This is a genomic window from Paracoccus sp. (in: a-proteobacteria), from assembly GCF_032007265.1.
Classification (GTDB): Bacteria; Pseudomonadota; Alphaproteobacteria; order Rhodobacterales; family Rhodobacteraceae; genus Paracoccus.
Genome location: NZ_DALZMB010000035.1, coordinates 1 through 26,840, shown reverse-complemented (window position 1 = coordinate 26,840; position 26,840 = coordinate 1). Strand labels below are relative to the sequence as shown.

General features: G+C 60.0%; 24 protein-coding genes. 15 read left to right on the top strand and 9 right to left on the bottom strand.

The genetic code is table 11. The annotated features are described in order from the left end of the window. Both mraY and murD read left to right on the top strand, forming a co-directional pair. Complete coding sequence (mraY, locus tag RTS12_RS09535; RefSeq protein WP_312527850.1) at positions 1 to 1,083, top strand: phospho-N-acetylmuramoyl-pentapeptide-transferase; 1,083 nt, start codon at positions 1 to 3, stop codon at positions 1,081 to 1,083. Positions 1,084 to 1,188: 105 nt separating this feature from the next. Continuing rightward, positions 1,189 to 2,613 carry a UDP-N-acetylmuramoyl-L-alanine--D-glutamate ligase gene (gene murD, locus RTS12_RS09530; RefSeq protein ID WP_312527848.1) on the top strand — a complete coding sequence of 475 codons (1,425 nt, stop codon included), beginning with the start codon at positions 1,189 to 1,191 and terminating at the stop codon, positions 2,611 to 2,613. A gap of 172 nt (positions 2,614 to 2,785) precedes the next feature. On the opposite strand, the gene RTS12_RS09525 is transcribed toward murD, so the two are convergent. After that, the gene (locus RTS12_RS09525; protein WP_312527846.1) at positions 2,786 to 3,943 is read right to left on the bottom strand and encodes an outer membrane protein transport protein; all 1,158 of its coding nucleotides are present in this window, start codon (positions 3,941 to 3,943) and stop codon (positions 2,786 to 2,788) included. Positions 3,944 to 4,309: 366 nt separating this feature from the next. Here RTS12_RS09525 and guaB point away from each other — a divergent pair, with 366 nt between their 5' ends. From guaB to RTS12_RS09490, 7 genes are all read left to right on the top strand, one after another. Beyond that, positions 4,310 to 5,758: an IMP dehydrogenase gene (gene guaB / locus RTS12_RS09520; protein ID WP_312527844.1), complete on the top strand. Its 1,449-nt coding sequence runs from the start codon at positions 4,310 to 4,312 to the stop codon at positions 5,756 to 5,758. An 83-nt stretch (positions 5,759 to 5,841) separates the two neighbouring features. Next, positions 5,842 to 6,993 (top strand): RsmB/NOP family class I SAM-dependent RNA methyltransferase, encoded by a 1,152-nt coding sequence (locus RTS12_RS09515; protein WP_312527842.1) that lies wholly within the window; start codon positions 5,842 to 5,844, stop codon positions 6,991 to 6,993. 57 nt (positions 6,994 to 7,050) lie between these two features. Next, positions 7,051 to 9,144 (top strand): ATP-binding protein, encoded by a 2,094-nt coding sequence (locus RTS12_RS09510; RefSeq protein ID WP_312527840.1) that lies wholly within the window; start codon positions 7,051 to 7,053, stop codon positions 9,142 to 9,144. A 118-nt stretch (positions 9,145 to 9,262) separates the two neighbouring features. After that, on the top strand, positions 9,263 to 10,333 hold the full coding sequence (gene recA, locus RTS12_RS09505; RefSeq protein ID WP_312527838.1) for a recombinase RecA: 1,071 nt from the start codon (positions 9,263 to 9,265) through the stop codon (positions 10,331 to 10,333). 191 nt (positions 10,334 to 10,524) lie between these two features. After that, on the top strand, positions 10,525 to 13,182 hold the full coding sequence (alaS, locus tag RTS12_RS09500; RefSeq protein ID WP_312527837.1) for an alanine--tRNA ligase: 2,658 nt from the start codon (positions 10,525 to 10,527) through the stop codon (positions 13,180 to 13,182). Further along, positions 13,179 to 13,481, top strand: a complete 303-nt coding sequence (locus RTS12_RS09495; protein WP_312527835.1) for a DUF1330 domain-containing protein — start codon at positions 13,179 to 13,181, stop codon at positions 13,479 to 13,481. Before alaS ends, RTS12_RS09495 begins: the two co-directional genes overlap by 4 nt. A gap of 61 nt (positions 13,482 to 13,542) precedes the next feature. Then, complete coding sequence (locus RTS12_RS09490; RefSeq protein ID WP_312527834.1) at positions 13,543 to 14,337, top strand: class II glutamine amidotransferase; 795 nt, start codon at positions 13,543 to 13,545, stop codon at positions 14,335 to 14,337. A gap of 73 nt (positions 14,338 to 14,410) precedes the next feature. Here RTS12_RS09490 and RTS12_RS09485 read toward each other — a convergent pair whose 3' ends face one another. The 3 genes from RTS12_RS09485 to RTS12_RS09475 form a co-directional block, all read right to left on the bottom strand. Further along, a complete protein-coding gene (locus RTS12_RS09485) occupies positions 14,411 to 14,632 on the bottom strand; it encodes a DUF1127 domain-containing protein (RefSeq protein WP_312527832.1) in 222 nt (73 codons plus the stop codon). Between the two features lie 218 nt (positions 14,633 to 14,850). Then, on the bottom strand, positions 14,851 to 15,249 hold the full coding sequence (locus RTS12_RS09480; RefSeq protein ID WP_312527830.1) for a carboxymuconolactone decarboxylase family protein: 399 nt from the start codon (positions 15,247 to 15,249) through the stop codon (positions 14,851 to 14,853). After that, positions 15,249 to 16,064 carry a cyclase family protein gene (locus RTS12_RS09475; protein WP_312527828.1) on the bottom strand — a complete coding sequence of 272 codons (816 nt, stop codon included), beginning with the start codon at positions 16,062 to 16,064 and terminating at the stop codon, positions 15,249 to 15,251. The genes RTS12_RS09480 and RTS12_RS09475 overlap by 1 nt, the downstream gene beginning before the upstream one ends. 242 nt (positions 16,065 to 16,306) lie before the next feature. Between RTS12_RS09475 and RTS12_RS09470 the strand changes: the two genes are divergently transcribed. From RTS12_RS09470 to RTS12_RS09450, 5 genes are all read left to right on the top strand, one after another. Then, positions 16,307 to 17,599 carry an adenylosuccinate synthase gene (locus RTS12_RS09470; RefSeq protein ID WP_312527826.1) on the top strand — a complete coding sequence of 431 codons (1,293 nt, stop codon included), beginning with the start codon at positions 16,307 to 16,309 and terminating at the stop codon, positions 17,597 to 17,599. Between the two features lie 176 nt (positions 17,600 to 17,775). Continuing rightward, positions 17,776 to 17,988, top strand: coding sequence for a DUF2842 domain-containing protein (locus tag RTS12_RS09465; RefSeq protein ID WP_312527824.1), 213 nt, complete (start codon positions 17,776 to 17,778; stop codon positions 17,986 to 17,988). Then, positions 17,981 to 18,646, top strand: a complete 666-nt coding sequence (locus RTS12_RS09460; RefSeq protein ID WP_312527822.1) for a thiamine diphosphokinase — start codon at positions 17,981 to 17,983, stop codon at positions 18,644 to 18,646. The genes RTS12_RS09465 and RTS12_RS09460 overlap by 8 nt, the downstream gene beginning before the upstream one ends. A gap of 171 nt (positions 18,647 to 18,817) precedes the next feature. After that, entirely contained in the window at positions 18,818 to 20,161 is a 1,344-nt protein-coding gene (locus tag RTS12_RS09455) for an FAD-dependent oxidoreductase (RefSeq protein ID WP_312527866.1), read from the top strand. A gap of 110 nt (positions 20,162 to 20,271) precedes the next feature. Continuing rightward, a complete protein-coding gene (locus RTS12_RS09450; protein WP_312527820.1) occupies positions 20,272 to 21,438 on the top strand; it encodes a M20 aminoacylase family protein in 1,167 nt (388 codons plus the stop codon). Between the two features lie 47 nt (positions 21,439 to 21,485). Here RTS12_RS09450 and RTS12_RS09445 read toward each other — a convergent pair whose 3' ends face one another. The 5 genes from RTS12_RS09445 to queA form a co-directional block, all read right to left on the bottom strand. Continuing rightward, complete coding sequence (locus RTS12_RS09445; protein ID WP_312527818.1) at positions 21,486 to 21,899, bottom strand: c-type cytochrome; 414 nt, start codon at positions 21,897 to 21,899, stop codon at positions 21,486 to 21,488. A 182-nt stretch (positions 21,900 to 22,081) separates the two neighbouring features. Next, entirely contained in the window at positions 22,082 to 23,473 is a 1,392-nt protein-coding gene (gene lpdA, locus RTS12_RS09440; RefSeq protein ID WP_312527816.1) for a dihydrolipoyl dehydrogenase, read from the bottom strand. 46 nt (positions 23,474 to 23,519) lie between these two features. Next, entirely contained in the window at positions 23,520 to 24,089 is a 570-nt protein-coding gene (locus tag RTS12_RS09435) for a DUF924 family protein (RefSeq protein ID WP_312527814.1), read from the bottom strand. A 51-nt stretch (positions 24,090 to 24,140) separates the two neighbouring features. Beyond that, on the bottom strand, positions 24,141 to 25,412 hold the full coding sequence (locus RTS12_RS09430; RefSeq protein ID WP_312527812.1) for an MFS transporter: 1,272 nt from the start codon (positions 25,410 to 25,412) through the stop codon (positions 24,141 to 24,143). 8 nt (positions 25,413 to 25,420) lie between these two features. Beyond that, on the bottom strand, positions 25,421 to 26,470 hold the full coding sequence (gene queA, locus RTS12_RS09425; protein ID WP_312527810.1) for a tRNA preQ1(34) S-adenosylmethionine ribosyltransferase-isomerase QueA: 1,050 nt from the start codon (positions 26,468 to 26,470) through the stop codon (positions 25,421 to 25,423). A gap of 117 nt (positions 26,471 to 26,587) precedes the next feature. Here queA and RTS12_RS09420 point away from each other — a divergent pair. Then, positions 26,588 to 26,840: (2Fe-2S)-binding protein (locus RTS12_RS09420; protein ID WP_312527864.1), on the top strand; the 253-nt coding region annotated here is incomplete at its 3' end.

Below are 26,840 nucleotides of genomic sequence, written 5' to 3'. Positions count from 1 at the left end.
ATGCTTTATTGGCTGACGAGCCTGTCTGACGGCGGCGATTTCTTCAACCTGTTTCGCTATATTACCTTCCGGGCAGGGGGCGCATTTTTCACGGCGCTGATCTTTGGCTTCCTGTTTGGCAGGCCGCTGATCGATCTGCTGCGGCGCAAGCAGAAAAAGGGCCAGCCCATCCGCGATGATGGCCCGCAAAACCACTTTGCCAAAGCGGGTACGCCGACCATGGGCGGGCTGTTGATCCTGGCGGCGCTGACATTTGGCACGCTGCTCTGGGCAAGACTGGATAACGGCTATGTCTGGATCGTGCTTCTGGTGACGCTTGGCTTTGCCGCGATCGGCTTTGCCGATGATTATGCCAAGGTGACCAAACAGCACCATGCAGGCCTGTCTGGCCGGGTACGCATGCTGCTTGGACTTTTGATTGCCGCATTGGCGGGTCTCGCAGCGGCTTGGCTGCATCCCGACGCGCTGACCAATCAACTGGCGCTGCCGCTTTTGAAAAATGCGCTGGTCAATCTGGGCATTTTCTACGTGCCCTTCGCCATGATCGTGATCGTGGGTGCGGCCAATGCCGTGAACTTGACCGATGGTCTTGACGGGCTTGCGATCATGCCGGTGATGATTGCGGCGGCGACTTTCGCCATCATCTCGTATATGGTCGGTAACGCCAATTTCGCGAATTACCTGGGCGTGCACTTCGTTCCGGGAACGGGCGAGCTTGCGGTTTTCGTGGCCGCGCTCATCGGCGGTGGTCTGGGCTTTTTGTGGTATAACGCGCCGCCTGCCGCCGTTTTCATGGGCGATACCGGCTCGCTGGCACTGGGCGGGGCACTGGGCGCAATCGCCGTGGTCACCAAGCATGAGATCGTCCTAGCCGTTGTCGGCGGCCTTTTTGTGGTCGAGGCGCTCTCGGTCATCATCCAAGTGCTGTATTTCAAACGCACGGGCAAGCGCGTCTTCCTGATGGCCCCGATTCACCACCATTTCGAGAAAAAGGGCTGGGCCGAGCCGCAGATCGTCATCCGCTTCTGGATCATTGCCCTGATCCTTGCGTTGATCGGGCTTGCTACGCTCAAGATCCGCTAAACTGCTGCAGCCCCTCAGGGGCTGCTTTTTTCTTCCATGATGAAATATCCTCTGGGGGTCCGGGGGGCGAAGCGCCCCCGGCGCCAGATTGCAAAGGGGCCGCAAATGATTCCCGTTCAGGGCGTTCAGAACCAGATCATCGCCGTTTTAGGCCTTGGCCGCTCGGGCCGCGCCACTGCGGCCGCCTTGGCCGAGGGGGGGGCATCCGTCATCGTCTGGGATGACGGCGCCGATACCCGCGCCGAGGCCGAGGCCCAGGGGCTCACCCTTCGCGATCTGACCCGCGAAACCTCGTGGCAAGGGGTCTCGGCGCTGATCACCAGCCCCGGCATTCCCCATCTCTATCCCAAACCCCATCCCGCCATCGCCATGGCCTATCGTCTTGGCATTCCGGTCGATAACGACATCGGGTTATTTTTCCGCAGCTTTGCCAGCAGCGAATGGGATCAGTTCGACACATTCCCGCGTGTCATTGCGGTCACGGGTTCGAATGGGAAATCCACGACAACCGCGCTGATCCACCATATTTTGCAAGAAAACGGCCGACCGACGCAGATGGGCGGCAATATCGGCACCGGGGTTCTTTCGCTCGAACCCGCGGTCGATGGCGAGGTCGTCGTGCTGGAACTGTCCAGCTATCAGACTGATCTGGCGCGCGCGCTGACGCCCGATGTTGCGGTGTTCACCAATCTTTCGCCAGATCATCTGGACCGCCATAACGGCATGGGCGGCTATTTCGCTGCCAAGCGCCGCCTGTTTGCCGAAGGTGGCCCTGACCGGGCCATCATCGGTGTCGATGAAATCGAGGGGCAGTATCTGGCGGATCAATTGGGGCAGGGTGCGGCCGATGATCGGGTGATCCGCGTCTCGGCTGGGGCAAAGCTTGACGGCTTTGGCTGGTCGGTTTTCGCGCGCAAGGGATTTTTGGCGGAATACCGCAAAGGCCGCCAGGTCGCCTCATTCGATCTTCGCGCCATCACGGGTCTGCCGGGCGAGCATAATCACCAAAACGCCTGTGCGGCCTATGCGGCATGTCGCGCCGTGGGCCTCGCCCCGCGCGAAATTGAATCGGCTCTGCACAGCTTTGCTGGTTTGCCGCATCGCAGCCAAACCGTGGCCGAGATCGATGGCGTGCGCTGGGTCAATGACAGCAAAGCCACCAATGTCGATTCCGCGCAAAAGGCGCTGTTGGCCTTTAAAAACATTCGCTGGATTGCGGGTGGGCTGGGCAAGGATGGCGGAATTTCATCGCTGCTGCCCCATCTGGGCAATGTCACCAAAGCCTATCTGATCGGACATTCCGCCCGCGATTTCGCGCTTGAGATTGGCCAAACCCCCTATGAGATCGCCGAAACAATGGAGGCAGCGGTCGCCCATGCCGCCGCCGAGGCTCAGCCGGGCGAAACCGTTTTGCTGGCCCCGGCCGCGGCCAGTTTCGATCAATATCCGAATTTCGAAAAACGTGGCGAGCATTTCACCCAACTGGTTCTGGCCCTGAAAGATCCGAACGAGACGGGCTTAGCTGAGTGATTGCGGATCTGGTGTTAGGGCCGATCGCTGCGGGCTGATTCTTTGCCGATAGCGACTGGGCCTTGCGGCTTTAACGCTTGGGCAAAACCCATCCGGCGTGCCAAATGAAAAAAGGCCCCGCAACTGCGGGGCCTTTTGATCATCCAGGCCAATAACGGGCCTTAGTCGCTGTTTAGAAGCTATAGCCGACGCGCACGCCAACGCCCCATAGTTCACCATCATCCATCTCGGCGACGGTGCGTTTGTTGCCATTGGGGCCAACGCCCAGCTCGGTCCCGCCCAGTTTGGAGTAGTTGATCCCCGTCGTGATTTTGACGTTGTCCTGGGTGTAGATCGCGGCAAGGGTGATACCCTTGCGGCCATTGTAAGGCGCCAAAGGCGAAACGGTGTCGCCTTTCGAGGGCTCATAGGTGAACGAGGCCGAGCCCGACCAATTGTCCGTGAACTTGCGTCCGACACCAAGCGTATAGGTGGTGGTGTCCTCCAGCGTGACAAGATCAACCGGACCGGCCACTGTCGGCTGCGGGAAGACAAAGTTGTCGACCTTGAACTCGGACCATTTCACCCAGCGAACCGAGCCGAAAACCAGCGTATCCTTGGCCACGCCCGATTGCGCTTCCAGCATCCAGCTGCGCGGGGTCTTGACCTTGTGCTTGCCCGAGACCGTATCGGTCGCACCGCCGGTCAAAGCCCCGACGATCGGCCCGCTTTCGGTCATGTCGAAATCATGGCTGATCGGCGAGTTATAGGTCAGCGAGACGCGCGCCGCGAGTTCGGGGATCTCGTAAGCGGCACCCGCGACCCAGCCCAAGCCCCAGGCCCCGTCGATATCCAGATCGTAACCCGAGAATGCGCCATAGCCCGCCCCGCTCAGCTTTACCTGGCCATCCGCACGCGAGGCGCGAATGCCGCCGTGAACCGAGAAGTTGTTCTCGAACTTATAGCGCAGCAGACCGGTATAGGTCGTCGAGTTCACCAGAACCCGCGTGCCGTCCAGCACGTCGTAGGCAGCCAGCGGGGCCGCGATCATCGGATAGCGAATGTCTGCGCCAAAGGGCTGCTCGACGATGATGGCCGCCGAGAGGTTGTCGTTGAACTGATGCTTATAGGCGAGGCCGAAAAAGCCGTAACCCTGCGCGACATCGCCAGTGCTGAAGCCCGCAATATCCTTGCCCTTCACCTTGGGATTTGCACCACCAAAGCTAAGTTCAGCGTAGTTCCCCTCTTCGAAAAGAACCGCCAAGGACTGTGGGGCACGTTCGATGCCGCCTGCAACGCTTGCGGTGGCGCCAAGCAACAAGGCGCCGAGCGTGGTGATGGTAAGTTTCATGGTTCCCCTCCCTGAAATTTCGCTGATCCCATGGTTATGGTTGCTCATGCAAAGTTGATGGGTCAATTCAGTCTCGTTGAAAACGTAGCGTTTGATGGATCGGTGCGTGTCAATCGTGTCCCTGACGCAACCACGGACGTAAGGTCAACGTCATTTGATCGCCTAAACCGGCCGCCTTAGACGAAAGAATTCAACTGATGCTGCAATGTGTCAGGCAGGGGGCAGGGCCGCTTGTTTGTGCCGCGAAATCGCGACGGATGCATGGGGCACGGGAAAGCCGCAAAATTACTTGACAGACGGGCTGGACTTTTCCTTGGCCGCGTGAAAGGGGAAAGTGCCAAATCGAACACTGACAAGGATAGTTCCATGCAGATTCGCGAGGCTCTCACCTTCGACGACGTATTGCTCGTACCCGCAGCATCCACCGTGATGCCCTCTACTGCGGATGTGACCACCTATGTCACCCGCCAGATCCGCATGAATATTCCGCTGCTGTCTTCGGCTATGGACACCGTGACGGAAAGCCGGATGGCCATTGCCATGGCACAAGCGGGCGGGATCGGCGTCATCCACCGCAACCTGACCACCGAACAGCAGGCGGCCGAAGTTCGCCGCGTCAAGCGCTTCGAATCGGGTATCGTCTATTCGCCGATCACTTTGCGCGCGGATCAGACGCTGGCGGATGCCAAGGCCCTGCAAGAGCGCTATAGCGTCAGCGGTTTTCCGGTTGTGGACGGCTCGGGCCGGGTCGTGGGGATCGTGACCAACCGTGACATGCGCTTTGCCAGCGATGACAACACGCCCGTCAGCGTGATGATGACCACCGACAATCTGGCGATTCTTCACGAGCCTGCCGATCGCGCGCAGGCCATCGAAATGATGAAGGCCCGCCGCATCGAAAAGCTGTTGGTCACGGATGATTCCGGCAAGCTGACCGGTTTGCTGACGCTGAAAGACACCGAGAAATCAGTTCTCAACCCGCTGGCCTGTAAAGACGATCTGGGACGCCTGCGCGTGGCTGCGGCCTCGACCGTTGGCGAAGAGGGTTTCGAGCGCAGCATGGCGCTGATTGAAGCTGGTGTGGATCTGGTTGTGATCGATACCGCACATGGCCATTCCGAGGGCGTGGGCAAGGCCGTCAGCCGGATCAAGAACTTCTCCAGCTCGGTGCAGGTGATTGCGGGCAACGTCGCCACTGCCTCGGGTGCGAAAGCGCTGATTGATGCCGGCGCGGATGCCGTCAAAGTCGGGATCGGCCCCGGCTCGATCTGCACGACGCGCATCGTTGCGGGCGTGGGCGTGCCGCAGCTGACCGCGATCATGGATGCGGTTTCAGGGGCAGGCGATATTCCGGTGATTGCCGACGGCGGGATCAAATTCTCGGGCGATTTTGCCAAGGCGATTGCGGCTGGGGCATCCTGCGCCATGGTCGGCAGCGCGATTGCGGGCACCGATGAAAGCCCGGGCGAGGTGATCTTGTACCAGGGCCGCACCTTCAAATCCTATCGCGGCATGGGCAGCCTTGGGGCTATGGCGCGCGGCTCGGCCGATCGCTATTTCCAAAAGGATGCGGCTTCGGACAAGCTGGTTCCCGAAGGGATCGAGGGGCAGGTGCCCTATAAAGGCACAGCCGCAGCGGTGATCCACCAGTTGGTGGGCGGGCTGCGCGCAGCCATGGGCTATACCGGCAATGCGACCGTCGCCGATATGCGGGGCGGATGCGAATTCGTACGCATCACCGGCGCCGGGCTGAGCGAGAGCCACGTCCATGACGTGCAGATCACGCGCGAAAGCCCGAACTACCGCTTGGGCTGATCCAAAGGAACCGGGGCGGCGCAAGCCGCCCTTTCCATGTCCGACAGACGCTGTCGAAAAGACGCTATAACCGAGAGAAGAACGTGACCCCTGCCGCTCGTATTCAGGCCGCCATTGATATTCTTGACCGCATTCTGAACGGCGAGCCGGCCGAGGCCGCGCTGATCCGATGGTCGCGCAGCAGCCGCTTTGCCGGGTCGGGGGATCGCGCGGCGGTGCGTGATCTGGTTTTCGATAGCCTGCGCAGTCGCAACGCGCGCGCGGCCTTGGGCGGTGCGCTAAGCGGGCGGGGGCTGATGATCGGCCATTGCCGTGCCGAAGGCATCGACATCGCGCAGATGTTTTCGGGACAGGGCCACGCGCCTGCCCCGCTTGATCCGGCCGAGCTGGCAGGGGGGCAGGCTCCGGATGAAGCGCTTGCTCGCGATTTGCCCGAATGGATTTGGCCCGCCTGGCAGGCGGCCCTTGGCGCCGATGCCGAGAAGGTGGCGCAGGCCATGCGGGCACGTGCCCCGGTCTGGCTTCGGGTCAATACACAGCGCGCCTCGGTTTCAAAGGCGCAAGAGGCGCTGGCGCGCGACGGCATCACGACCGAGGTGTCACCGCTGCTGCCCACGGCTTTGCGCGTGATTGACGGGGCGCGGGGCATTGCTGCCTCGGGCAGTTACCGCGAGGGCGCGGTCGAACTGCAGGATCTGTCGCCGCAGCTGGCATGTGCCGAACTGCCCAGCACGGGCAGCGTGCTTGACTATTGCGCGGGTGGCGGCGGCAAGGCTTTGGCCATGGCCGCACGCGGAGCGGCGCCTGTCAGCGCCCATGACATCGAGGCCGCGCGCATGGCTGATCTTCCTCAACGCGCGCGCCGTGCGGGGGCCAATATCCGCCTGCTCAAACCCCGCATGGTCCGAGGTCATTTCGATCTGGTCATGGCCGATGTGCCCTGCTCGGGCTCTGGGACGTGGCGGCGCACGCCCGACGCGAAATGGCGCCTGAGCCCCAAGGATCTTGAGCGCCTGTTGGCGCTTCAGTCCCAAATTCTGGACGAAGCGGCAACTTTCGTCGTTGCCGGAGGCAGTCTGGCCTATATGACCTGCTCGCTGCTGAACGCGGAGAATGGTGATCAGGTTGCGGCCTTTTTGGCCCGCAATCCCGCTTTTACCCTGGCCGAGCAGCAGGTCTTTACGCCGCTAAACGCCTCTGACGGATTTTATTTGGCGCGGCTGATACGTCATTAACCCCTTATTAATTCGCGCTAAGGTAGAGTTAGTTATAGTCTCTGCCGCGAGGGGATCATGATCAGACGCGACATGCCATCAACAGCCTTGGCGTTGGTGCCGCTTTTGACGCTTCCAGCTTTGGTTGCGGCTTTCTGGCTGGCGTTTCAGCCATCCAGCCCGATTGGCCGGGGCTATTTGATTTTTATCGCCGTGGCGCTGGCCTGGTATATTCTGGGCGGCGCCTTATCGCTGCGGCACTTGTTGAATGGGCTTAGCGAGCGGCGCGAGTTGCGCGCGCTGATGCCCGAGCTGACCCATGCATCGGTACCGGCTTTGGTTTGTGCGCCCGATGGTCAGATCCTTGCGCAAAATGCGCAGCTTTTGTCGCGGCAAGGTGATTTGATCGGACGGCGTGGCCAAGATGCGCTTGGGCGCGGATTGGGCAATCCCGAAGGGGTCTGGCGCATGATCTTGACGGCGCTTGACCGTAAGGGCACCGCCCGGGCCGATCTGGGGCCAGCGGGCAAGTACAATATTTCGCGCAAACCAGGCGCCAGTCTGCAATTTTGGCAGGCCGAGGATGAGGTCCTGGGCGATGCAAGCGAGATGTCGGTCGAGCGGCAAAGCGATCTGACCCAGTTCGATGAGCTTCCGGTGGCGCTTTTGCTTCTTGATGCGCGCGCGACCATCATTCGCGGCAATAGCGTGGCCCATGACATGCTGGGCTGTGATCTGGCGGACCGGCCGATGACCTCGATTTTCGAGGGGCCGGGGCGGTCGTTGTCTGATTGGGTCTCGGACGCCTGTTTTGGTCGTCAGCTTGTCGGCAGCGAGGTTTTGCGGCTGCGGGGTTCCGGCCCCGAGCGGTTCATTCAGGTCACGCTGAAAGGGGGGCATGGCGATAGTGTCACGGCCGTCCTGACCGATGCCAGTGATCTTAAGCGCCTCGAGGCACAGTTTGTCCAAAGTCAGAAAATGCAGGCTATTGGCCAGCTTGCGGGCGGTATCGCACATGACTTCAATAACTTGCTAACTGCGATCAGCGGCCATTGCGACCTGCTGATGCTGCGTCACGACAAGGGTGATCCTGACTTTGCCGATCTGGATCAAATCAGCCAGAACGCCAATCGCGCTGCGGCTTTGGTGGGGCAGTTGCTGGCCTATTCCAGAAAGCAGACCTTGAAGCTGCAATTGTTCGATCTGCGCGACTCGCTGGCCGATCTGACACATCTGCTGAACCGCCTGGTCGGCGAGAAAATCATACTGACATTCCATCATGATCCAAAACTGAACCGTATCCGCGCCGATAAACGCCAGCTAGAGCAGGTGATCATGAACTTGGTCGTCAATGCGCGTGATGCCATGCCCGAGGGCGGCGACATCACAATCCGCACCTCGAACCATCATGTCGATGCATCTGATGCCACCAGCGTTTTGGTTCTGCCGCCGGGTGAATATGTCAAGGTCGAGGTAATGGATCGTGGCTGCGGCATTTCGGCCGATATCATCGCCAAGGTGTTTGAGCCGTTTTTTTCAACCAAGCGCACGGGCGAAGGGACGGGGCTTGGGCTGTCAACGGCCTACGGCATCGTAAAGCAGACGGGTGGTTTTATCTTTTGCGACAGCGTCCTGGGTGAGGGAACCACGTTCACGCTCTATTTCCCGGCCCATGGCAGCGAGGCTTACGACGCCGAAGTGGGGGCGGAACCCACTCCTGCGCGCGAGCCCGTTCCGCGCATCGAAAAAGAGGCGACCGTGCTATTGGTCGAGGACGAGGCCCCGGTGCGCGCTTTTGCCAGCCGCGCGTTGCAGCTGCAAGGTTTCAAGGTTCTTGAGGCCGCCTGCGCAGAAGATGCGCTGGAAATTCTGTCCGATCAGCGCCTTATCGTGGATGTTTTCGTCACTGACGTCGTCATGCCGGGCATGGATGGACCGGCATGGGTGCGCACCGCGCTGCGTGATCGGCCTGCGACGCGGGTGATTTTCATGTCAGGCTATAGTGAGCATATTTTTCAGGAAGGGACGACCCCGGTGCCCAACGCGGCCTTCCTGGCCAAGCCTTTTTCGCTAAGCGAACTGACCTCGCTTGTCAGTAAGCAATTCGCGCAGGCTGACGGGCAAGCCCCTGTCGCAACGCAAGGCGAAATGGAGGCAGCCGACTTGTCCTGAGGGTGGTGAAAGATATTGCCAAAGCATAAATTCTGCCTCATAAGAACAATAAGAGAACATTAACCAGATGACGAAGATTGCCCCCGTGCGAGGGGTGTGAAATAACTGCGAGGACATCATGGCAGGGGCGACACTTTTCGACATGAACGACAAGAAAACGGCTGACAAGCAGAAGGCTCTGGACAGCGCGCTCGCACAGATCGAGCGCCAGTTCGGCAAAGGTTCGATCATGAAGCTGGGTGCCGATAGCCCGGTTGCCGAGATCGAGGCCACCTCGACGGGTTCGCTTGGGCTGGACATCGCGCTGGGCATCGGTGGCCTGCCAAAGGGCCGCATCATCGAAATTTTCGGGCCTGAAAGCTCGGGCAAGACGACGCTTACGCTGCATGTTGTGGCGGAAGAGCAGAAAAAAGGCGGGGTTTGCGCATTCGTTGACGCAGAACATGCACTTGACCCCCAATATGCGAAAAAGTTGGGCGTCAACCTGGATGAGCTGCTGATCAGCCAGCCCGATACGGGTGAGCAGGCGCTAGAGATCGTTGATACGCTGGTGCGCTCGGGGGCTGTTAATCTTGTCGTGGTCGATTCGGTTGCGGCTTTGACGCCGAAATCGGAAATCGAAGGTGATATGGGCGATATGCAGATGGGCAGCCAAGCCCGTTTGATGAGCCAGGCCATGCGCAAACTGACGGCCTCGATCGGGCGCAGCAATTGCATGGTCATCTTCATCAACCAGATTCGCATGAAGATCGGCGTGATGTTCGGTAACCCCGAAACCACGACGGGTGGCAATGCGCTGAAATTCTATGCCTCGGTTCGACTGGATATTCGCCGCACCGGTTCGGTGAAGGATCGTGACGAGGTGACGGGCAATACGACCCGCGTCAAAGTCGTGAAAAACAAGGTCGCGCCGCCCTTCCGTCAGGTTGAGTTCGATATCATGTTCGGCGAGGGCATCAGCAAGGTCGGCGAGCTGATTGACCTTGGCGTCAAGGCCGGAGTGGTCGAAAAATCGGGCTCTTGGTACTCTTACGGGGACGAGCGCATCGGCCAGGGCCGCGAGAACGCCAAGCAGTTTTTGCGCGACAATGCTGAAATCGCCTATGCGATCGAGGATAAGATCCGCGCCAGCCACGGGCTTGAGTTCGGGGTTGAGGGCGACGACGGCGGAGATGTCGTCGACGACTGAGCCTTGTTTGAGCCATCAGCACAGTGATCAGGGGGCCCAACGGCCCCTTTTTCTTTCAGTTTCCCCATTTGACTACGGCTTCTGGCCCTTGGCGCAAGGTTGCGCCTTTACGCTGGCCGCGCTGGGGGATATTGCCTTTTCTCACATCTTTAGACAGCGCCGGTTCGAGGCCCTCAGCGGGATTTCCTGATATGCCAAGCTTGAACGATATTCGTTCCACCTTCCTGGATTTCTACAAGCGCAACGATCACGAGGTCGTCGACTCGAGCCCGCTCGTGCCGCGCAATGATCCGACGCTTATGTTCACGAACTCGGGCATGGTCCAGTTCAAGAACCTGTTCACCGGGGTTGAACACCGCGACTATAAGCGTGCGACCACCGCGCAAAAATGCGTTCGCGCAGGCGGCAAGCACAACGATCTGGACAACGTCGGCTATACCGCGCGCCACCATACTTTCTTCGAGATGCTGGGCAATTTCAGCTTTGGCGATTATTTCAAGAAAGAGGCTATCCCCTTTGCATGGGAGCTGCTGACCAAGGACTTCGGCATTCCCAAGGACAAGCTTTTGGTCACGGTCTATCACACCGATGACGAGGCCGCGAATATCTGGAAGAAGGTCGCGGGCCTGTCCGATGACCGCATTATCCGCATTCCGACGGACGACAACTTCTGGCGCATGGGCCCAACCGGACCCTGTGGTCCTTGCACCGAGATCTTCTTTGATCACGGCGATCACATCTGGGGCGGCCCGCCCGGTTCGAAAGACGAGGACGGCGATCGCTTCATCGAGATCTGGAACCTCGTTTTCATGCAAAACGAGCAGTTCGAGGATGGCACGATGCGTGCGCTCGACATGCAGTCGATCGACACCGGCATGGGGCTAGAGCGGATCGGTGCGTTGCTTCAGGGCAAGCACGACAACTATGACACCGACTTGATGCGCGCCTTGATCGAGGCTTCGGCCCATGCGACCAGCAGCGACCCCGACGGCCCGGGTAAAGTTCATCACCGTGTCATCGCCGATCACCTGCGCTCGACCAGCTTCTTGATCGCTGATGGCGTCATGCCCTCGAACGAGGGACGCGGTTATGTGCTTCGCCGCATTATGCGCCGTGCGATGCGCCATGCTCATATGCTGGGCGCGCAAGATCCAGTGATGTTCAAACTGGTGCCCGCGCTTGTGCGTCAGATGGGTGGGGCCTATCCCGAGCTTGGCCGCGCGCAGTCGATGATCGAAGAGACGCTCAAGCTGGAAGAGTCGCGCTTCAAGCAGACGCTGGACCGCGGGCTTCGCTTGCTTGACGACGAGCTGTCCAAGCTTCCCGAAGGGGCCGAGCTTCCTGGTGCGGCTGCCTTCAAACTCTATGACACTTACGGCTTCCCGCTGGACCTGACCCAGGATGCGCTGCGCGAAAAGGGCCGGACCGTCGAGACGGCAGGCTTTGACACCGCAATGGCCGAACAAAAGGCCAAGGCGCGCGCCGCTTGGTCCGGATCGGGCGAGACAGCAGATGCGACCATCTGGTTCGACCTTGCCGATAAGCACGGCGCAAGCGAATTCCTGGGATATGACACCGAGATCGCCGAAGGGCAGATCATCGCCTTGGTGCAGGATGGCGCGACAACCGGAACGGCCAAAGAGGGCCAGACCGTTCAGATCGTGGTCAACCAAACCCCGTTCTATGCAGAATCGGGCGGCCAGGTCGGGGATACCGGCCTGATCAAGACCGAAAGCGGCGCGGCACGGGTCACCGATACCAAGAAGGTTTCCGGTCTGGTCATCCACTTTGCAGAAGTCACCATGGGTGAGATTTCGCAGGGCCAGGGTGCACAGCTGGTGGTGGATCATGCCCGTCGCGGCCAGATCCGCGCGAACCACTCGGCCACGCATTTGCTGCATGAGGCGCTGCGTCATGCGCTTGGCGATCACGTTGCGCAGCGCGGCAGCCTGAACGCTGACGACCGCCTACGGTTCGATTTCAGCCACAACAAGGCGGTCGCCGCCGAAGAGCTGGCTGCCGTCGAGGCCGAGGTTAACGCCTATATCCGTCAGAACACCCCGGTCGAAACCCGGATCATGTCGCCTGACGATGCCCGCGCATTGGGTGCGCAGGCGCTGTTTGGCGAGAAATATGGCGATGAGGTTCGCGTCGTCTCGATGGGGCGTCAGGACGGTTCGGGCAAGGGGCTGGACAAGGCCACCTATTCGCTTGAACTGTGCGGGGGCACTCATGTTGCGCGTACGGGCGATATTGGGGCATTCGTGCTGCTGAGCGATAGCGCCTCCAGCGCGGGTGTGCGCCGGATCGAGGCGCTGACCGGCGCCGAGGCGCTGGCGCATCTGCGCAATGCCGACAGCCAATTGGCCGAAATCGCGGCGGCGCTTAAGGCGCAGGCCGGCGAGGTGGTGGGTCGCGTCAAGGCGCTGGCCGACGAGCGCAAGGCGCTTGCCAATGAGGTTGCACAGCTCAAGCGCCACTTGGCGATGGGCGGCGCCTCGCAGGAAGCAGCCAAGGAAATCAACGGGATCAAAGTAATCGCTCGCCGCTTCGACGGGGTTTCAGGCAAGGAACTTGGCCCGCTGGTCGATGAGCTGAAGGCAAAACTTGGCACGGGTGCAGTGGTCGCTTTGACCGATGCCGATGGTAAAGCCACGGTTGCCGCAGGTGTGACGGCTGATCTGACCGACAAGATTTCTGCGGTCGAGCTGGTTCAGGCGGCTGTCGCGGCACTGGGCGGCAAAGGCGGCGGTGGCCGTCCCGATCGTGCCCAGGGCGGTGCCCCTAGCCTTGAGGCAGCAGATGCGGCAATCTTGGCAGTTGAACAACTGATCGAGGCGCGCGCATGACCACTGCATTATGGATCGCCAATGTCCATGTGACCGATGAAGAGGCCTATGGCCGCTACGCCAAATTGGCGGGTCCGGCGATTGCCGCGCATGGGGGAGAATTCCTTGCGCGCGGTGGCCGCTATATCCAGCTCGAGGGCCGGGACCGGGCGCGCAACGTCGTTGCGCGCTTTCCCAGCCTTGCCGCGGCCGAGGCCTGCTATCGCTCGGACGCCTATCAAGAGGCGCTGAGCCATGCGCGCGGCGCATCCGAGCGCGATCTTGTGATTGTCGAAGAGGCCGCCCCGGTCACGAAATAACGTGATTCGTTAATATGTACGTGCTAACCCTTGGCAAAAGACTGGAAATCAGGGGCAAGGCATGTGCCGTTGGGCCGCCTATATCGGCACGCCGATCTATCTTGAAGACATCATCAGCCGTCCGGGGCACTCCCTCGTGCGGCAAAGCCACGGCGCGACCCATTGTCATACCCCGGTGAACGCCGATGGTTTCGGAATTGCCTGGTACGGGGATCGCGATGAGCCGGGCCTTTACCGCGATGTCATGCCGGCATGGTCAGACCCCAACCTGCGCAGCCTGACGGCGACCGTAAAATCCCATCTCTTCATGGCTCATGTGCGCGCGTCGACCGGCACGGCGACCAGCCGCAAAAACTGCCACCCGTTCAGTGTCGGCAGGTGGAGCTTTATGCATAATGGGCAGTTTGGCGGCTATGACGGCTATCGCCGCTCGGCCGAGGTTCTGATCCCCGACGAAGTTTATCACAACCGCAAAGGCGCCACCGACAGCGAGGCTTTGTTTCTGCTGGCTTTGGGAATGGGGTTGGACCGTGACCCTGCTGGCGCCATGGCGCGGGCAACCGCTGAATTCGAGGCTTTGGCCCGTGCGCGTGGGAACACGCCCTATGTCCGGCTGACGGCGGCTTTTTCGGATGGGGAGCGGTTATATGCGCTGCGCTATGCCTCGGATGAACATGCGCCATCGCTGTATCATCGCTGGTCGGCGACGCGCGGGGGGCGCGCAGTTGTCTCGGAGCCGCTGGAGGCTGATGAAAAGGACTGGCACGAGGTTCCGCCGGGCTCATTTTGTATTTTCGAGGGCGAAGATGTGACGATCACGCCCTTTCAGCCTGCCATCGCCAGCGCAGCCGCGTAACTGTTGCATATAGATCGGGCGCCGTGGCTTTCGACCACGACGCCCATCAAAGCTGCTAGGGTTTTTGGCAAATTCAGTTGGGGGATTTGTCGTTGAAGATGCGGCCCAAAATATCCCCACGGGTCATGCCAAGCTGATCCAGCTCACGATCCGAAAGACGGTTCAGCGCATGATAGGCCGAGCGCCGCTCCATCGCTTCGTTAAAGGTGTGAATGGCCGTCTTCAGCGCACCTGCAAGCGTCGCGAAAACGCCTTTTGACGTGGTCGGGGCCTTAGGGGCATGGGCGAAAGCCATCGGATTTTCCTTTGTGATGCGAAATTGCTATGCCCTAAAAATGGCGATTGTCCGGCCATTGCGTAGGGGTCGCTGCTGCAATGCAGCAATGCACCCAGCAATGGGCTTGTCGGCAACATCAGTCAGGGGCAGCGCGGGGCGACAAAAGGCAGGCCAGCGCAGGATGGGGCTGCGGCCAAGGGGCGCGTATCTGCCGGGGTCTTCGCCCGGCAGATTTCTTATTCCTGGATGAAGCCCGCGTCGATCGGCACACCAAGGGCTGTGACCAGCGCATTGGTTTGGGCAGCCATGCCGATCACCGCCAAAAGTTCGGCATGTTGGGCGGCTGTCATGCCCTTGGCGCGGGCGGCGGCCGTATGGGAATGGACGCAATAGCTGCAGCCATTCGCCGTTGATACCGCGATATAGATCAACTCCTTGACCAAAGGATCAAGCGCGCCGGGGGCCATGACTTGCGACAATCGGTCCCAGACCGCCTCAAGCGTCGCGGGATCATGGGCCTGGGCACGCCAGAAATTATTGATGTAATCGGTGCCTCGGGCCGTGCGAATACGCTCAAAGACCGCCAGCGCCCGCGGGTCGGCCTCATCATCCGACAGAAGTTTGACAACACTCATCAGACCATCGCCAGAACGCGTGCAGGACCGCCAGTGCCGCGCTTATGTTTTGGTGCCCCGACAAAGATCGTTGCGCCTTTGGCGGGCATCTGATCCAGACCGGCCAAGGCCTCGATCCCGAAATGGCCCGAGGACAGCCATGATTTATGGACGGCGAAATCGGGTGAATTACCGGGATCAAGCGACAGCGAATCAACGCCGATCCCCGCGACATTCATCTGCGCCAAAAGGTCTGTCGCGCTTTTGGCAAAGCCTGGAAAGGCGAAATTGCCGGCTGCATCGGTGCGAAACTCTGGGCTGTCGACCTTGGCGGCCCAGCCCGAATTCATGGCGACCAAAGCACCCGCCGGGATCTCGCCATTGGCGCTGATCCAGGCCTCGAGGTCAGAGGCCTCGAGCATGGCATTGGCGTCATCCTTGGCCTTGGCGGATATGTCGACGACGCAAAGCGGGCAGATCAGGTTGCCGGGATCGATCTCGGCCACGGATTTCCCATCCTTTGAAAAATGCAAAGGTGCGTCGATATGCGTGCCGCTATGTTCAAAGATCGTCAGCTTCCACAGCTGATAGCCAGATTTGTCAAAGTTCACGGCCTCTTCATAGGTGATGCCGGGTTTGCCATCGAAGGTCGGGAAGGTCTCATCCCAGGCATGGGTCAGGTCAACGACTTTGCCGCTGGACGCGGCCAGGGCAGGGCGGGCGGAAACCGCGCCCATGGCAATAGCTGCCGCACCTGCGGCGGCTGCACCGCTGAACAGGCTGCGGCGCGACATCATGCTGGATTTCACGGATTCAATCACGCAGGCATGGCACATTCTACATCCTCCGAACCGACCGGATCGCGTCCGGCCAAAACGGATCGTCCCACAGCCCACAAATCGCACCAAAGGATTTTTCGCGCCTCAGGGCAGAATTTCACCCGATTTTAGGTGTTTGAGGCTATGCACGGAGGGCAAAGGCGTTGTTCACTTGCCCATCGCATGCCCTTTGCGCTTTCCCCGAGCGCCCGAGACCCTTATACGCCTTTGGGGCATTTGTGACCGAAGGGATTAGGAACATGGCCAATGTGGTGGTCGTCGGCGCGCAATGGGGCGACGAAGGCAAAGGCAAGATCGTCGACTGGTTGTCGGAACGCGCCGATGTAATCGCGCGCTTTCAGGGCGGCCATAACGCCGGACATACTCTGGTGATCGGGGATCAGGTCTTCAAGCTCTCGCTGCTTCCGTCGGGGATCGTGCGCAAGGGCAAGATGGCAGTGATCGGCAACGGCGTCGTGCTGGACCCTTGGGCGCTGTTTTCGGAAATTGATAAGTTGGCTGCACAGGGCGTTGAGATTTCGCCCGTGAACCTGATGATCGCAGAGAATGCGCCGCTGATTTTGCCGCTGCATCAGGATTTGGATCGTTTGCGCGAAGAGGCCGCAGGCGCCTCGAAGATCGGTACGACCGGTCGTGGCATCGGTCCCGCCTATGAGGATAAAGTCGGTCGCCGCGCCATTCGCGTGGCTGATCTGGGCGATGTCGAGACGCTGGATGCGCGCCTTGACCGTCTGCTGGCCCATCATGATCCGCTGCGCAAAGGTCTGGGCGCCGAGCCGATTGATCGTGCCGAGCTGCGCGCCAAACTGCTGGAGATCGCTCCGAAGTTGCTGGCCTATGCACAGCCGGTCTGGAAAGTGCTGAACGACGACCGTCGGGCAGGCAAGCGGATCTTGTTCGAAGGCGCGCAGGGGTCTTTGCTGGATATTGATTTCGGCACCTATCCCTATGTCACCTCCTCGACGACGATGTCGGGCATGGCCGCGACCGGTACGGGCCTTGGCCCCAGCGCGATCGGCTTTGTTCTGGGCATTGTCAAAGCCTATACGACCCGCGTGGGCTCTGGCCCGTTTCCGTCAGAGCTGGACGACGACGATGGTCAGCGTCTGGGCGAGCGTGGCCGCGAGTTCGGTACGGTCACGGGGCGCAAGCGTCGCTGCGGCTGGTTTGACGCGGTTTTGGTACGCCAGACCTGCGCGATTTCCGGCGTGAACGGCATTGCGCTGACCAAGCTGGACGTGTTGGACGGTTTCAAAACGCTGAAAATCTGCGTGGGTTATGAAATCGACGGCAAGCATTACGACCACCTGCCAACCGCTGCGGCGCTTCAGGCCAAAGTCGTTCCGATCTATGAAGAGATGGACGGCTGGTCGGAATCCACTCAAGGCGCACGCAGCTGGGCGGATCTTCCGGCCGCGGCAATCAAATATGTGCGCCGTATCGAAGAGCTGATCCAGTGCCCGGTCGCTCTTTTGTCGACCTCGCCCGAGCGCGATGACACGATCCTTGTGACCGATCCCTTCGCGGATTGATAAGACCTGCTTGCGTCTGTTTTGTCAGGCGCGTTGCATATTCTGTGAAGGGCCGCCGAAATTTCGGCGGCCTTTTGCATGTCGGGGTGGCTAAAATACGCGGAGAATGGCAAGAGCAGCAGGCCCCTTGCGCAAAAGCATCGCGGGCGTTTTGACATCTGAGGAAGGGCCAAGTGATGGATCTCAAGTCGCGCAAACGCTGGTCGCTGGTGATTTTGCTGATCGGGCTGCCGCTTTACATCGTTGTGGCGGTCACTTTGATGAACTGGCTTGATCGCTCGTTTGGCCGTCTGCCGATCCTGATCGAAGTGCTGGTTTATGTGGTGCTCGGCATCGCATGGGCCTTTCCCTGCAGGCGTATTTTCACAGGCATTGGCAAGGATGGCTAGGGCACTGGCCCATAGCCAGCTTCCCGTCACCTTGATCGGTGGGGGGCAGGTGACGCCACAGGATATGGCCGATGCATTGGCCGTTGGCCCGTTTCTGGTCGCGGCCGATGGGGGCGCGGATCGCGCTTTGGCCTTGGGGGCTGTACCCGATCTGGTGATTGGGGATCTGGACAGTCTCGGCCCCGACGCCCGTGCCCAAATCCCGCCAGATCGCCTGCACCGGATTGCCGAGCAAGACACCACCGATTTTGAGAAATGCCTGAGCCGGATCTTGGCGCCATTGGTGGTCGGAATCGGCTTTGGCGGTGGCAGACTGGATCATCAGCTGGCGGTGCTGAATGTCATCTCGCGGCGCCGCATTCCCCCGGTCGTGCTGCTGGGAGAGGTCGATATCTGCTTTGCCGCGCCCCCCCTGCTTGCGCTTGATCTGGAGCCGGGAAGCCGTGTTTCGCTTTTTCCGATGGGACCATGCACGGGTCGCAGTCAGGGGCTTCGCTGGCCGATCAACGGGCTGGCATTTGCCCCCGACGGTTTTGCCGGAACCTCCAATCAGGTTGTCGGTCCGGTCGAACTGGAAATCGACGGCCCGATGCTGGTGATCTTGCCGCGTCAGGCACTTGGGCGGGTCGTTGAGTGGATGATCAATCCGGCGCAGTGACGGGAAATGCGTCAAACTGCCCCCCAAGTCAGAGATCATTGTTGCAATGAGGTTTTGCCGCGTTAGCCTAAGATGCAAGGCATCAGCGTCGTGGGGCATAATGACATCATTTCACGCAAGACGCCGTCTGAACCTGCCCAAGTTGCGCAGAAATTCCCGGGTGTCGCCATGATGCTGACAGGTGGCCATATTCGCGTCACTGATCCTGTGGCTTTTGCCGATCCGCTACCCGAGGCTTGCGATATCGTCATCATCGGTGGCGGCATTGCGGGCGTGGCCAGCGCGCTTTTTCTGGCGCGGGCGGGGCTGCGCGTTGTCGTATGCGAAAAAGGCCGGATCGCCGCCGAGCAATCGTCGCGCAACTGGGGCTGGATCCGCCAACAAGGGCGCGACCCGGCCGAGCTGCCGATCATGATCGAGGCCCTGCGCCTTTGGGAACAGCTGGCCCCCGATCTGGGTGAAGCCGCCAGCTTTCAGCAATGCGGTGTCACCTATCTGGCAAAAACCGAAGCAGAATTAGCCAGTTACGAGGGGTGGCTGGTATTGGCACGTGAGCATGGGCTAGATACGCGCATGGTCTCACGCGCGGAATTGGGGGCGACATTGCCCAATTCCGCAGGCTGGATCGGGGCTTTGTCAACGCCATCTGATGCGCGGGCCGAGCCTTGGGGCGCGGTTCCGGCCTTGGCGCGCATCGCCCAGCAAGAGGGGGCGATGGTCGTCGAGGATTGCGCGGTGCGCAGTCTGGACCTTAGCGGCGGCCGCCTGCACGGAGTTTACACCGAGCTGGGCCATATCCGCGCCGATCGCGTTTTGCTGGCGGGTGGGGCGTGGTCATCGCTGTTCGCGCGCAACGCCGGTATCGACATGCCACAGCTTGCCGTACGCTCGACCGTCGCGGCGACCATGCCCATGCCGGATTTCTGGCATGGTGCGGCTGCCGATAACCAATTCTCTTTTCGGCGCAGACAAGATGGCGGCTATACGCTGGCCCCCGGAATGGCCCATGATTTCTGGGTCGGACCGGATGCGTTTCGCAACCTGAAAGCCTATCTGCCGCAATTGCGCCGCGATTATCGGGCGACCCATTTGCGGCCATGGCCGCCTTTGGGATTTCCGGATGGTTGGCTGACCAAGCGTCGCTGGCATGGCGATGAGGAAAGCCCCTTTGAGCGGATGCGGGTGTTGGACCCGCCCCCCAATGAGCGGTTTTTGAAAAAGCTGCATCGTGATTTTTCTGAGGCCTTTCCCCAGATCGGCCCACCCGTGTTGCGCAGTGCTTGGGCCGGAATGATCGATGTCATGCCCGACGAGGTTCCTATTTTAGATGAAAGCCCGATCTCGGGCCTGTTCATCGCCACTGGACTGTCGGGGCACGGCTTTGGAATCGGGCCGGGGGTTGGTCGGGTGATGGCTGATCTGATGCAGGGCCGCGCGACCGAACATGACCTTGGGCGCTTTCGTTTTGGGCGCTTCAGTGACGGCTCGGCCCTGGTCCTTGGCCCTAGCCTTTAGGCGAAAACCGGTGCGCGCAAAGTGCGGCGCAAACATCCCCATCCAGATGTGCGCGCCCGCTTGCAGCCCGGCGCGAAACGACGCAACCTTGCGCGGCAAAGGAGACCCAAATGCCCGTCAAGAACCGTTTCGCCGAGATGCTGCCCGAGATCAAATCCTGGCGCCATGATTTTCACCGCCACCCTGAATTGCAATATGATCTGCCGCGCACCTCGGGTCGGGTCGCAGCGCTTTTGCGGGAATTCGGGCTGGATGAGGTCACCGAGGGGATCGGGCGCACCGGCGTCGTGGGCGTGATCCGTGGCAAAAGCGACAGCAGCGGTCGCGTGATCGGGTTGCGCGCGGATATGGATGCTTTGCCGATCCATGAGCAGACGGGGGCCGAATATGCCTCGACGACGCCGGGTATGATGCATGCCTGTGGCCATGATGGGCATACATCCATGTTGCTGGCCGCGGCGAAATATCTGGCGGAAACCCGCAACTTTGATGGTACTGCCGTCGTGATTTTTCAGCCCGCTGAAGAGGGCGGGGCGGGCGCGCGCGCAATGATCGAGGATGGTTTGATCTCGCGCTGGAAGATCGATGAATTCTATGCGCTGCACAATCTGCCGGGGATGGAGGCAGGGACCATTGGCCTGCGTCCCGCAGCGATGATGGCGGCGGCAGATGAGTTCGAAATTCTGCTGCGCGGACGAGGGGGCCATGCCGCGGCCCCTCATTTGGCCATCGACACAACCCTTTTGGCAGCCCAGGTGATCGTGGCCCTGCAAAGCATCGTCTCGCGCAATGTCGATCCGCTGCAATCTGGTGTGGTTTCGGTCTGCGTGGTGGAAACCGACAGCCCTGCCCATAACGTCTTGCCGGAAAATGTTCGCCTGAAGGGGACGGCGCGCAGTCTGGCAGCCCCGGTGCGCCAGCAGTTGGAGGAACGCATCACCGCAATTTCCAAAGGTATCGCCATGACCTTTGGTGCGACCGCCGAGGTTCGCTATCATCGCGGCTATCCGGTAACGGTGAACGATCCTGAGGCAGCCGCGCATGCGGGCACCGTTGCTCAAGCCGTTACGGGGGGCGTCAATTGGGATGTGCCGCCGCTGATGGCGGGCGAGGATTTCAGCTTTATGCTGAACGAGCGGCCCGGCGCCTATGTCTTTTTGGGCAATGGCGAGGGGGCAATGCTGCACCATCCGGCTTATGACTTTAATGATGAGATCCTGCCGGTCGGGGCAAGCTGGTTTGCCGGCATGATCGAGACACGCATGCCCGTTGCCTGAGGCGGTGGTCTTATGCGCGGCCCAGGTAAAAGGGCCGCGCCATCCGATTATTTCACCTGAATTTTTTCAAGATATTTGCTGAGCGCGACCAGACGCTCGGGCGTCGGGGTCAAAATTCCGTCGCCCGCGTCATAGGGCACGCTGGGTCCGGTCAGGATATCACCAAATTCTGGCATCGGGCTTTCGCTGCGTCCGGCGGTATGACCATGAATATGGCCCATGGACTGCAGGCGCGGGAAGGTGCCCCCGTTTTTGCGTGCCAATAAGGTCAAATCGGCTGGTTTCGGCGTCAAATCCTTTGCTGCGGGTCCATCGCCTTTGCCTGTCGCGCCGTGGCAGGCCGAGCAATATTGCTGATAATCGGCCTGTCCCGAAGGGGTTTTGATTTCGGGGGTGCAGGCGGCCAGCGCAGCAGCCGCAGTCAAAAACGCGGCAAAGGAGAGGGCGGTTGATCGTTGCATTCGGACGTCCTTGATCATGTGCACGAAGTTTCAGTGGCTTAGCTTAGCACAATCTGCCGGAGCCTACCTTGATCTTGGGCAAACAGGACAAAGAAAACGGGAGGCCAAAGGCCCCCCGGATCTGTTTTGGGTATTTAAGTGATGAAGAAATCTGCCTGGGGCGGGATTTCGGGGCCAAGCATTTAGAAGTGAATGGCGCGTCCGTAAGCTGAAAGGACCGATTCATGCATCATCTCGGACAGGGTCGGATGCGGGAAGACGGTTTCCATCAGCTCGGCTTCGGTCGTCTCCAGCGTGCGGCCAATGACATAGCCCTGGATCAGTTCGGTCACTTCGGCGCCGATCATATGCGCGCCCAGCAACTCGCCCGTTTTGGCGTCGAAGATGGTTTTAACCAGACCCTCGGGCTCGCCCAGAGCGATGGCTTTGCCATTGCCGACAAAGGGGAAGCGGCCGACCTTGATGTCGTAGCCTGCGGCTTTGGCCTTTTCTTCGGTCAGGCCAACAGAGGCCACTTGCGGGTGGCAATAGGTACATCCGGCAATGGAATTGGGCTTGATCGGATGGGGGTGGCCACCGGCGATCAATTCGGCAACCATGACGCCTTCATGGCTGGCTTTATGGGCGAGCCAAGGTGCGCCCGCGACATCGCCGATCGCATAAAGGCCAGCGACACCCGTGCGGCAGAATTCATCCGTGACAACATGGGTGCGGTCGATTTTGACACCCAGCTTTTCCAGCCCCAGATTTTCGACATTCCCGACGATACCCACGGCAGAAATGACGGTGTCGAATTCCTGCGTTTCGGTTTTTCCGTTGGATTCGATATGGGCCGTGACTTTGCCATTGGCCCGATCAAGTTTCTTGACCGATGCTTTTTCCAGGATTTTCATGCCCTGTTTGACAAATTGCTTCTTAGCCAAAGCCGAGATTTCAGCGTCTTCGACCGGCAGCACGCGGTCCATGACTTCGACCACGGTGGTATCAGCGCCAAGCGTATTGAAGAAGCTTGCGAATTCGATGCCGATCGCGCCCGAGCCGATGACCAGCAGTTTCTTGGGCATATGCGGCGGGTTCAGCGCATGTTTGTAGTTCCAGACCAGCTTGCCATCGGGCTCGACGCCCGGCAGTTCGCGGGCGCGTGCACCCGTTGCCAGGACGATGGCCTTGCCGGAGACCTCTTCGGTCCCTTTGTCGGTTTTGACCGAGATTTTGCCGGGTGCGGTCAGGGTGGCGTCACCCATGATCACAGTGACTTTGTTCTTTTTGAGCAGATGGCCGACGCCGCCTGCCAGTTGCTTGGCGACGCCGCGCGAGCGCGCAACAACCGCAGCCAGGTCATAGCCGATCTTATCTGCGGAAAGGCCGAATTCCTTGGCGCGCTCCATCAGGTGGAAAACCTCGGCAGAGCGCAGCAAGGCTTTTGTCGGAATGCAGCCCCAGTTGAGGCAGATGCCCCCCAGATGCTCGCGTTCGATTACGGCGACCTTAAGTCCCAGCTGTGCACCACGAATGGCACTGACATATCCCCCGGGACCGGAACCGATCACCACCATGTCGAACGTTTGCGTCATCGGCTTCCCCCTCGTCGCTGAAGATAGTTGAGCGTTAAACCATTTTTTAGGAGGCTTCAAGCACGACTCGGCCAGAGACCAGGGCGCCATAGCCACCTGCATCCATTAACGCTTGTTCTTGCGGTGTATTTTCTCGGCCAAGGGCAAGATTTCGCCAGGGAAAACGCCCGAAATTACGGATCGTATCGCGATGAAGCTGGGCGTGGCGCAGGGTTTCGCCGGGCAAAAACTCGGCGCAGAGCTCGACCGCGCGGTTCTGATCGCTCAGATTCTCGGAATGTTCGAAGGGCAGATAGAAGAACTGGCGCGCGGGTACGGCGATGGCCAGATCAAAGCCATTGTTGATCGCCTCATTGGCGATTTCCAGCGCAAGCGCATCGGTTGCAAAGGCGCGGGGATCGTTGCGAAACATATTGCGCGGAAATTGATCGGTCAGGATCAGAGCGGCCAAAGCCCCCTGGGCCGTACCCTTCCAGGATTGGGTCAAGGTCGCTGCATCTTGCCAAGCCGCAAGAAAACGCTGGCGGATCTGGGCGTCCAGATCGTCGGATTGCTGATACCAGCCTTTCTCACCGACCTCGTCTAACCAGAATGTGTTGATTTCTTGCGGCGTCATGGGCGGTTCCTTTTACAAGTTGCGCCATGCTGGCATTCCGGGCCGTCAGCTTCAAGGCTGGCTGTGATCCTGACTTTGATCGGCATCAGTCGGCAGCTCATCTGCGCCGGCGGAATCAAGGGCGGCTTCCACGGCAAGCGGCGTAGCCGCAGGAGAGATGACGGCAAAGCTTTGATCGGCACTGGGCGAGGGACGTTGGGTCATGCGCCATGCGGCATAGGCCGCAAGCACTGCCAAAAGCAGGCCGATGTAAAGCCAAAAGCCGTTCGGGCCCGTCAGGCTCATCAGCCAGCCGGTGATGATCGGGCCGGTCATTGCGCCGACGCCATTGATGAACAAAAGCCCTGCCGAGGCTGCAGCCATATCCTTTTGATCAAGAAAATCATTGGTATAGGCAAGCAGCAAGGAATAGATCGGGTTCGCCACCCCTCCAAGCGCCGCTGCGGCAAACAAAAGGCCCCAGATCCCCGGCTGAAACAGGATCGTCAAGGCGGTGATGGTGGTGCCAAAGCAGGCAAGCGCCAGCACCAGCACCCGGCGATCGCTGCGGTCAGACAGCCAGCCCACAGGATATTGCACGACAAGCCCGCCGAAATAGATCGCAGCGACAAAGCCCGAAATCTCGCGCACCGTCATTCCCGAGATCGAGCCCCAGACCGAGGCCATCCCGAAAAGCGCCGAAAAGACGCCGCCCATCAGGAAAATGCCCACGCAACCCAGCGGGGAGGTGCGAAAGAGCCGGCGAAAGCTCATTCGTTGGATGGTCGCGAATTGCGGCGCGGGTTGGGGGTAAAGCAGGATCGGCAGGAAGGCGAAAGAGACCAGAACCGAAGGAATGACGAACAGCAGATAGCCCGCCGGATCTGCGGAATTCATCAAAAGCTGGGCGCCGATAATGCCCAGCATTTGCACGATCATATAGGCTGACAGTGCCTGGCCGCGCGTCTCGTTGGTTGAACCAGCATTCAGCCAGCTTTCCGCGGTGATATAGACCCCGGAAAAGGAAAAGCCGATGATAAAGCGCAGCGCCGACCAGGCCAGCCAGTTCGGCGCGACCGCGTAAAGGATCAAGACCGCGGAAATCAAAGAGCCAAGCGCGGCAAAGACGCGGACATGGCCAACTTTCTGGATCATGCCCGGCACGGTCCGGCTGCCCAAAAGAAAGCCGCCAAAATAGGCCGCCATGACATAGGACATCAGGCTTGGGGGGATGGCTTCCAGGTTGCCTCTGATGCCCAGCAATGTGCCCTGCATCCCGTTCCCAACCATCAAGAGTAAAATACCCAAAAGCAGGGGCCAGGTGGTGCGCAGGACCGTGAGCATCTAAATTCCTATGGAATCAGCAAGGAAGCATCGCCGTAACTGAAGAAACGATACCCGGACTGTACCGCATGTCCATAGATCTCATTGATGCGCTGCTGACCCATCAATGCGCTGACCAGCATGAGCAATGTCGACTTGGGCAGATGGAAGTTGGTCATCAACCCATCCGTGACGCGGAACTGATAGCCGGGATAGATGAAAATATCGGTCGTGCCCTCGAAAGGCGCAATCGTTCCATCGGGCTGCGCAGCTGATTCGATCAGGCGTAACGCGGTGGTTCCAACCGGAATAATGCGTGCGCCCTCGGCCTTGGCGGCGTTGATGGCTGCGGCGGCCTCGGGCGAGACATGCCCCCATTCGGCATGCATGCGATGCGTGGTGACATCATCGACCTTGACCGGCAAGAAAGTGCCGGCCCCGACGTGAAGCGTTACCTGCACAAAACGCACCCCCATGTCGCGCAGCGCCGCCAACAGGGGCTCGTCGAAATGCAGGCTGGCCGTCGGGGCGGCAACTGCGCCAGAGTTTTTGGCCCAAACCGTCTGATAATCGACCCTGTCCTGCTCGTCCGGGGCGCGCAGCGCGGCAATATAGGGCGGCAAGGGCATGGCGCCGACACGGGCCAGCTCGGCCTCGAAATCCGCGCCCTCGCAATCAAAGCGCAGATGAAGCCCGCTGTCTGAAATCTCGACGACTTCGGCAGAAAGGTCGTCAGAAAAGCGAATGGTTTCATTAAGTTTCAACTTGCGCAGCGGCTTGGCCAGAGCGCGCCAGCTGCCATCTGCTGCGGCCTCAAGCAGCGTCACCTCGACTTTTGCCACCACTTCGCCCTGCGCCGATTGACGCTTGCGTGTCCCACTTAGCCGCGCGGGAATGACCTTGGTGTCATTCAGGACCAAGAGATCGCCCTTACGCAGAACCGTAGTCAGATCTCGCACATGCAGATCCTGCATCTGCTGGCCTTGGGCAAGCAGAAGGCGGGCCGAGCTGCGGGGGTGGGCAGGCCGCGTCGCGATCAGGCCCTCGGGAAGGTGAAAGTCAAAATCATCAAGTTTCATGGCGGCGGTAATCTGCTTCTGCTGGGGCCGGGTCAAGAAGAGTTCACAAGCAAAGTGAAAAACTCAGGCTTTACATGTCTGATCGATTTGGTAGGTTATGTCGAAAGAGGGCATAAGATGATTATCTGCCATTGCACACAAATCACTGATCACGAGATCCGCGCGGCCATCGATTGGATGCGCAATGCCGATCCTCAGACAATCATCACCCCCGGCAAGATCTATCGTGCCCTTGGTAAACGCGCCGATTGCGGCGGTTGCATGCCCTTGTTTCTGGACACGATGCGCGGTTGCGATAATCTGGGTGTACCCCCCAACCTGAGGGGCCTTCGCACCAGAAAAGAGGAAGCCGTTCATGAAGGGCGACGTC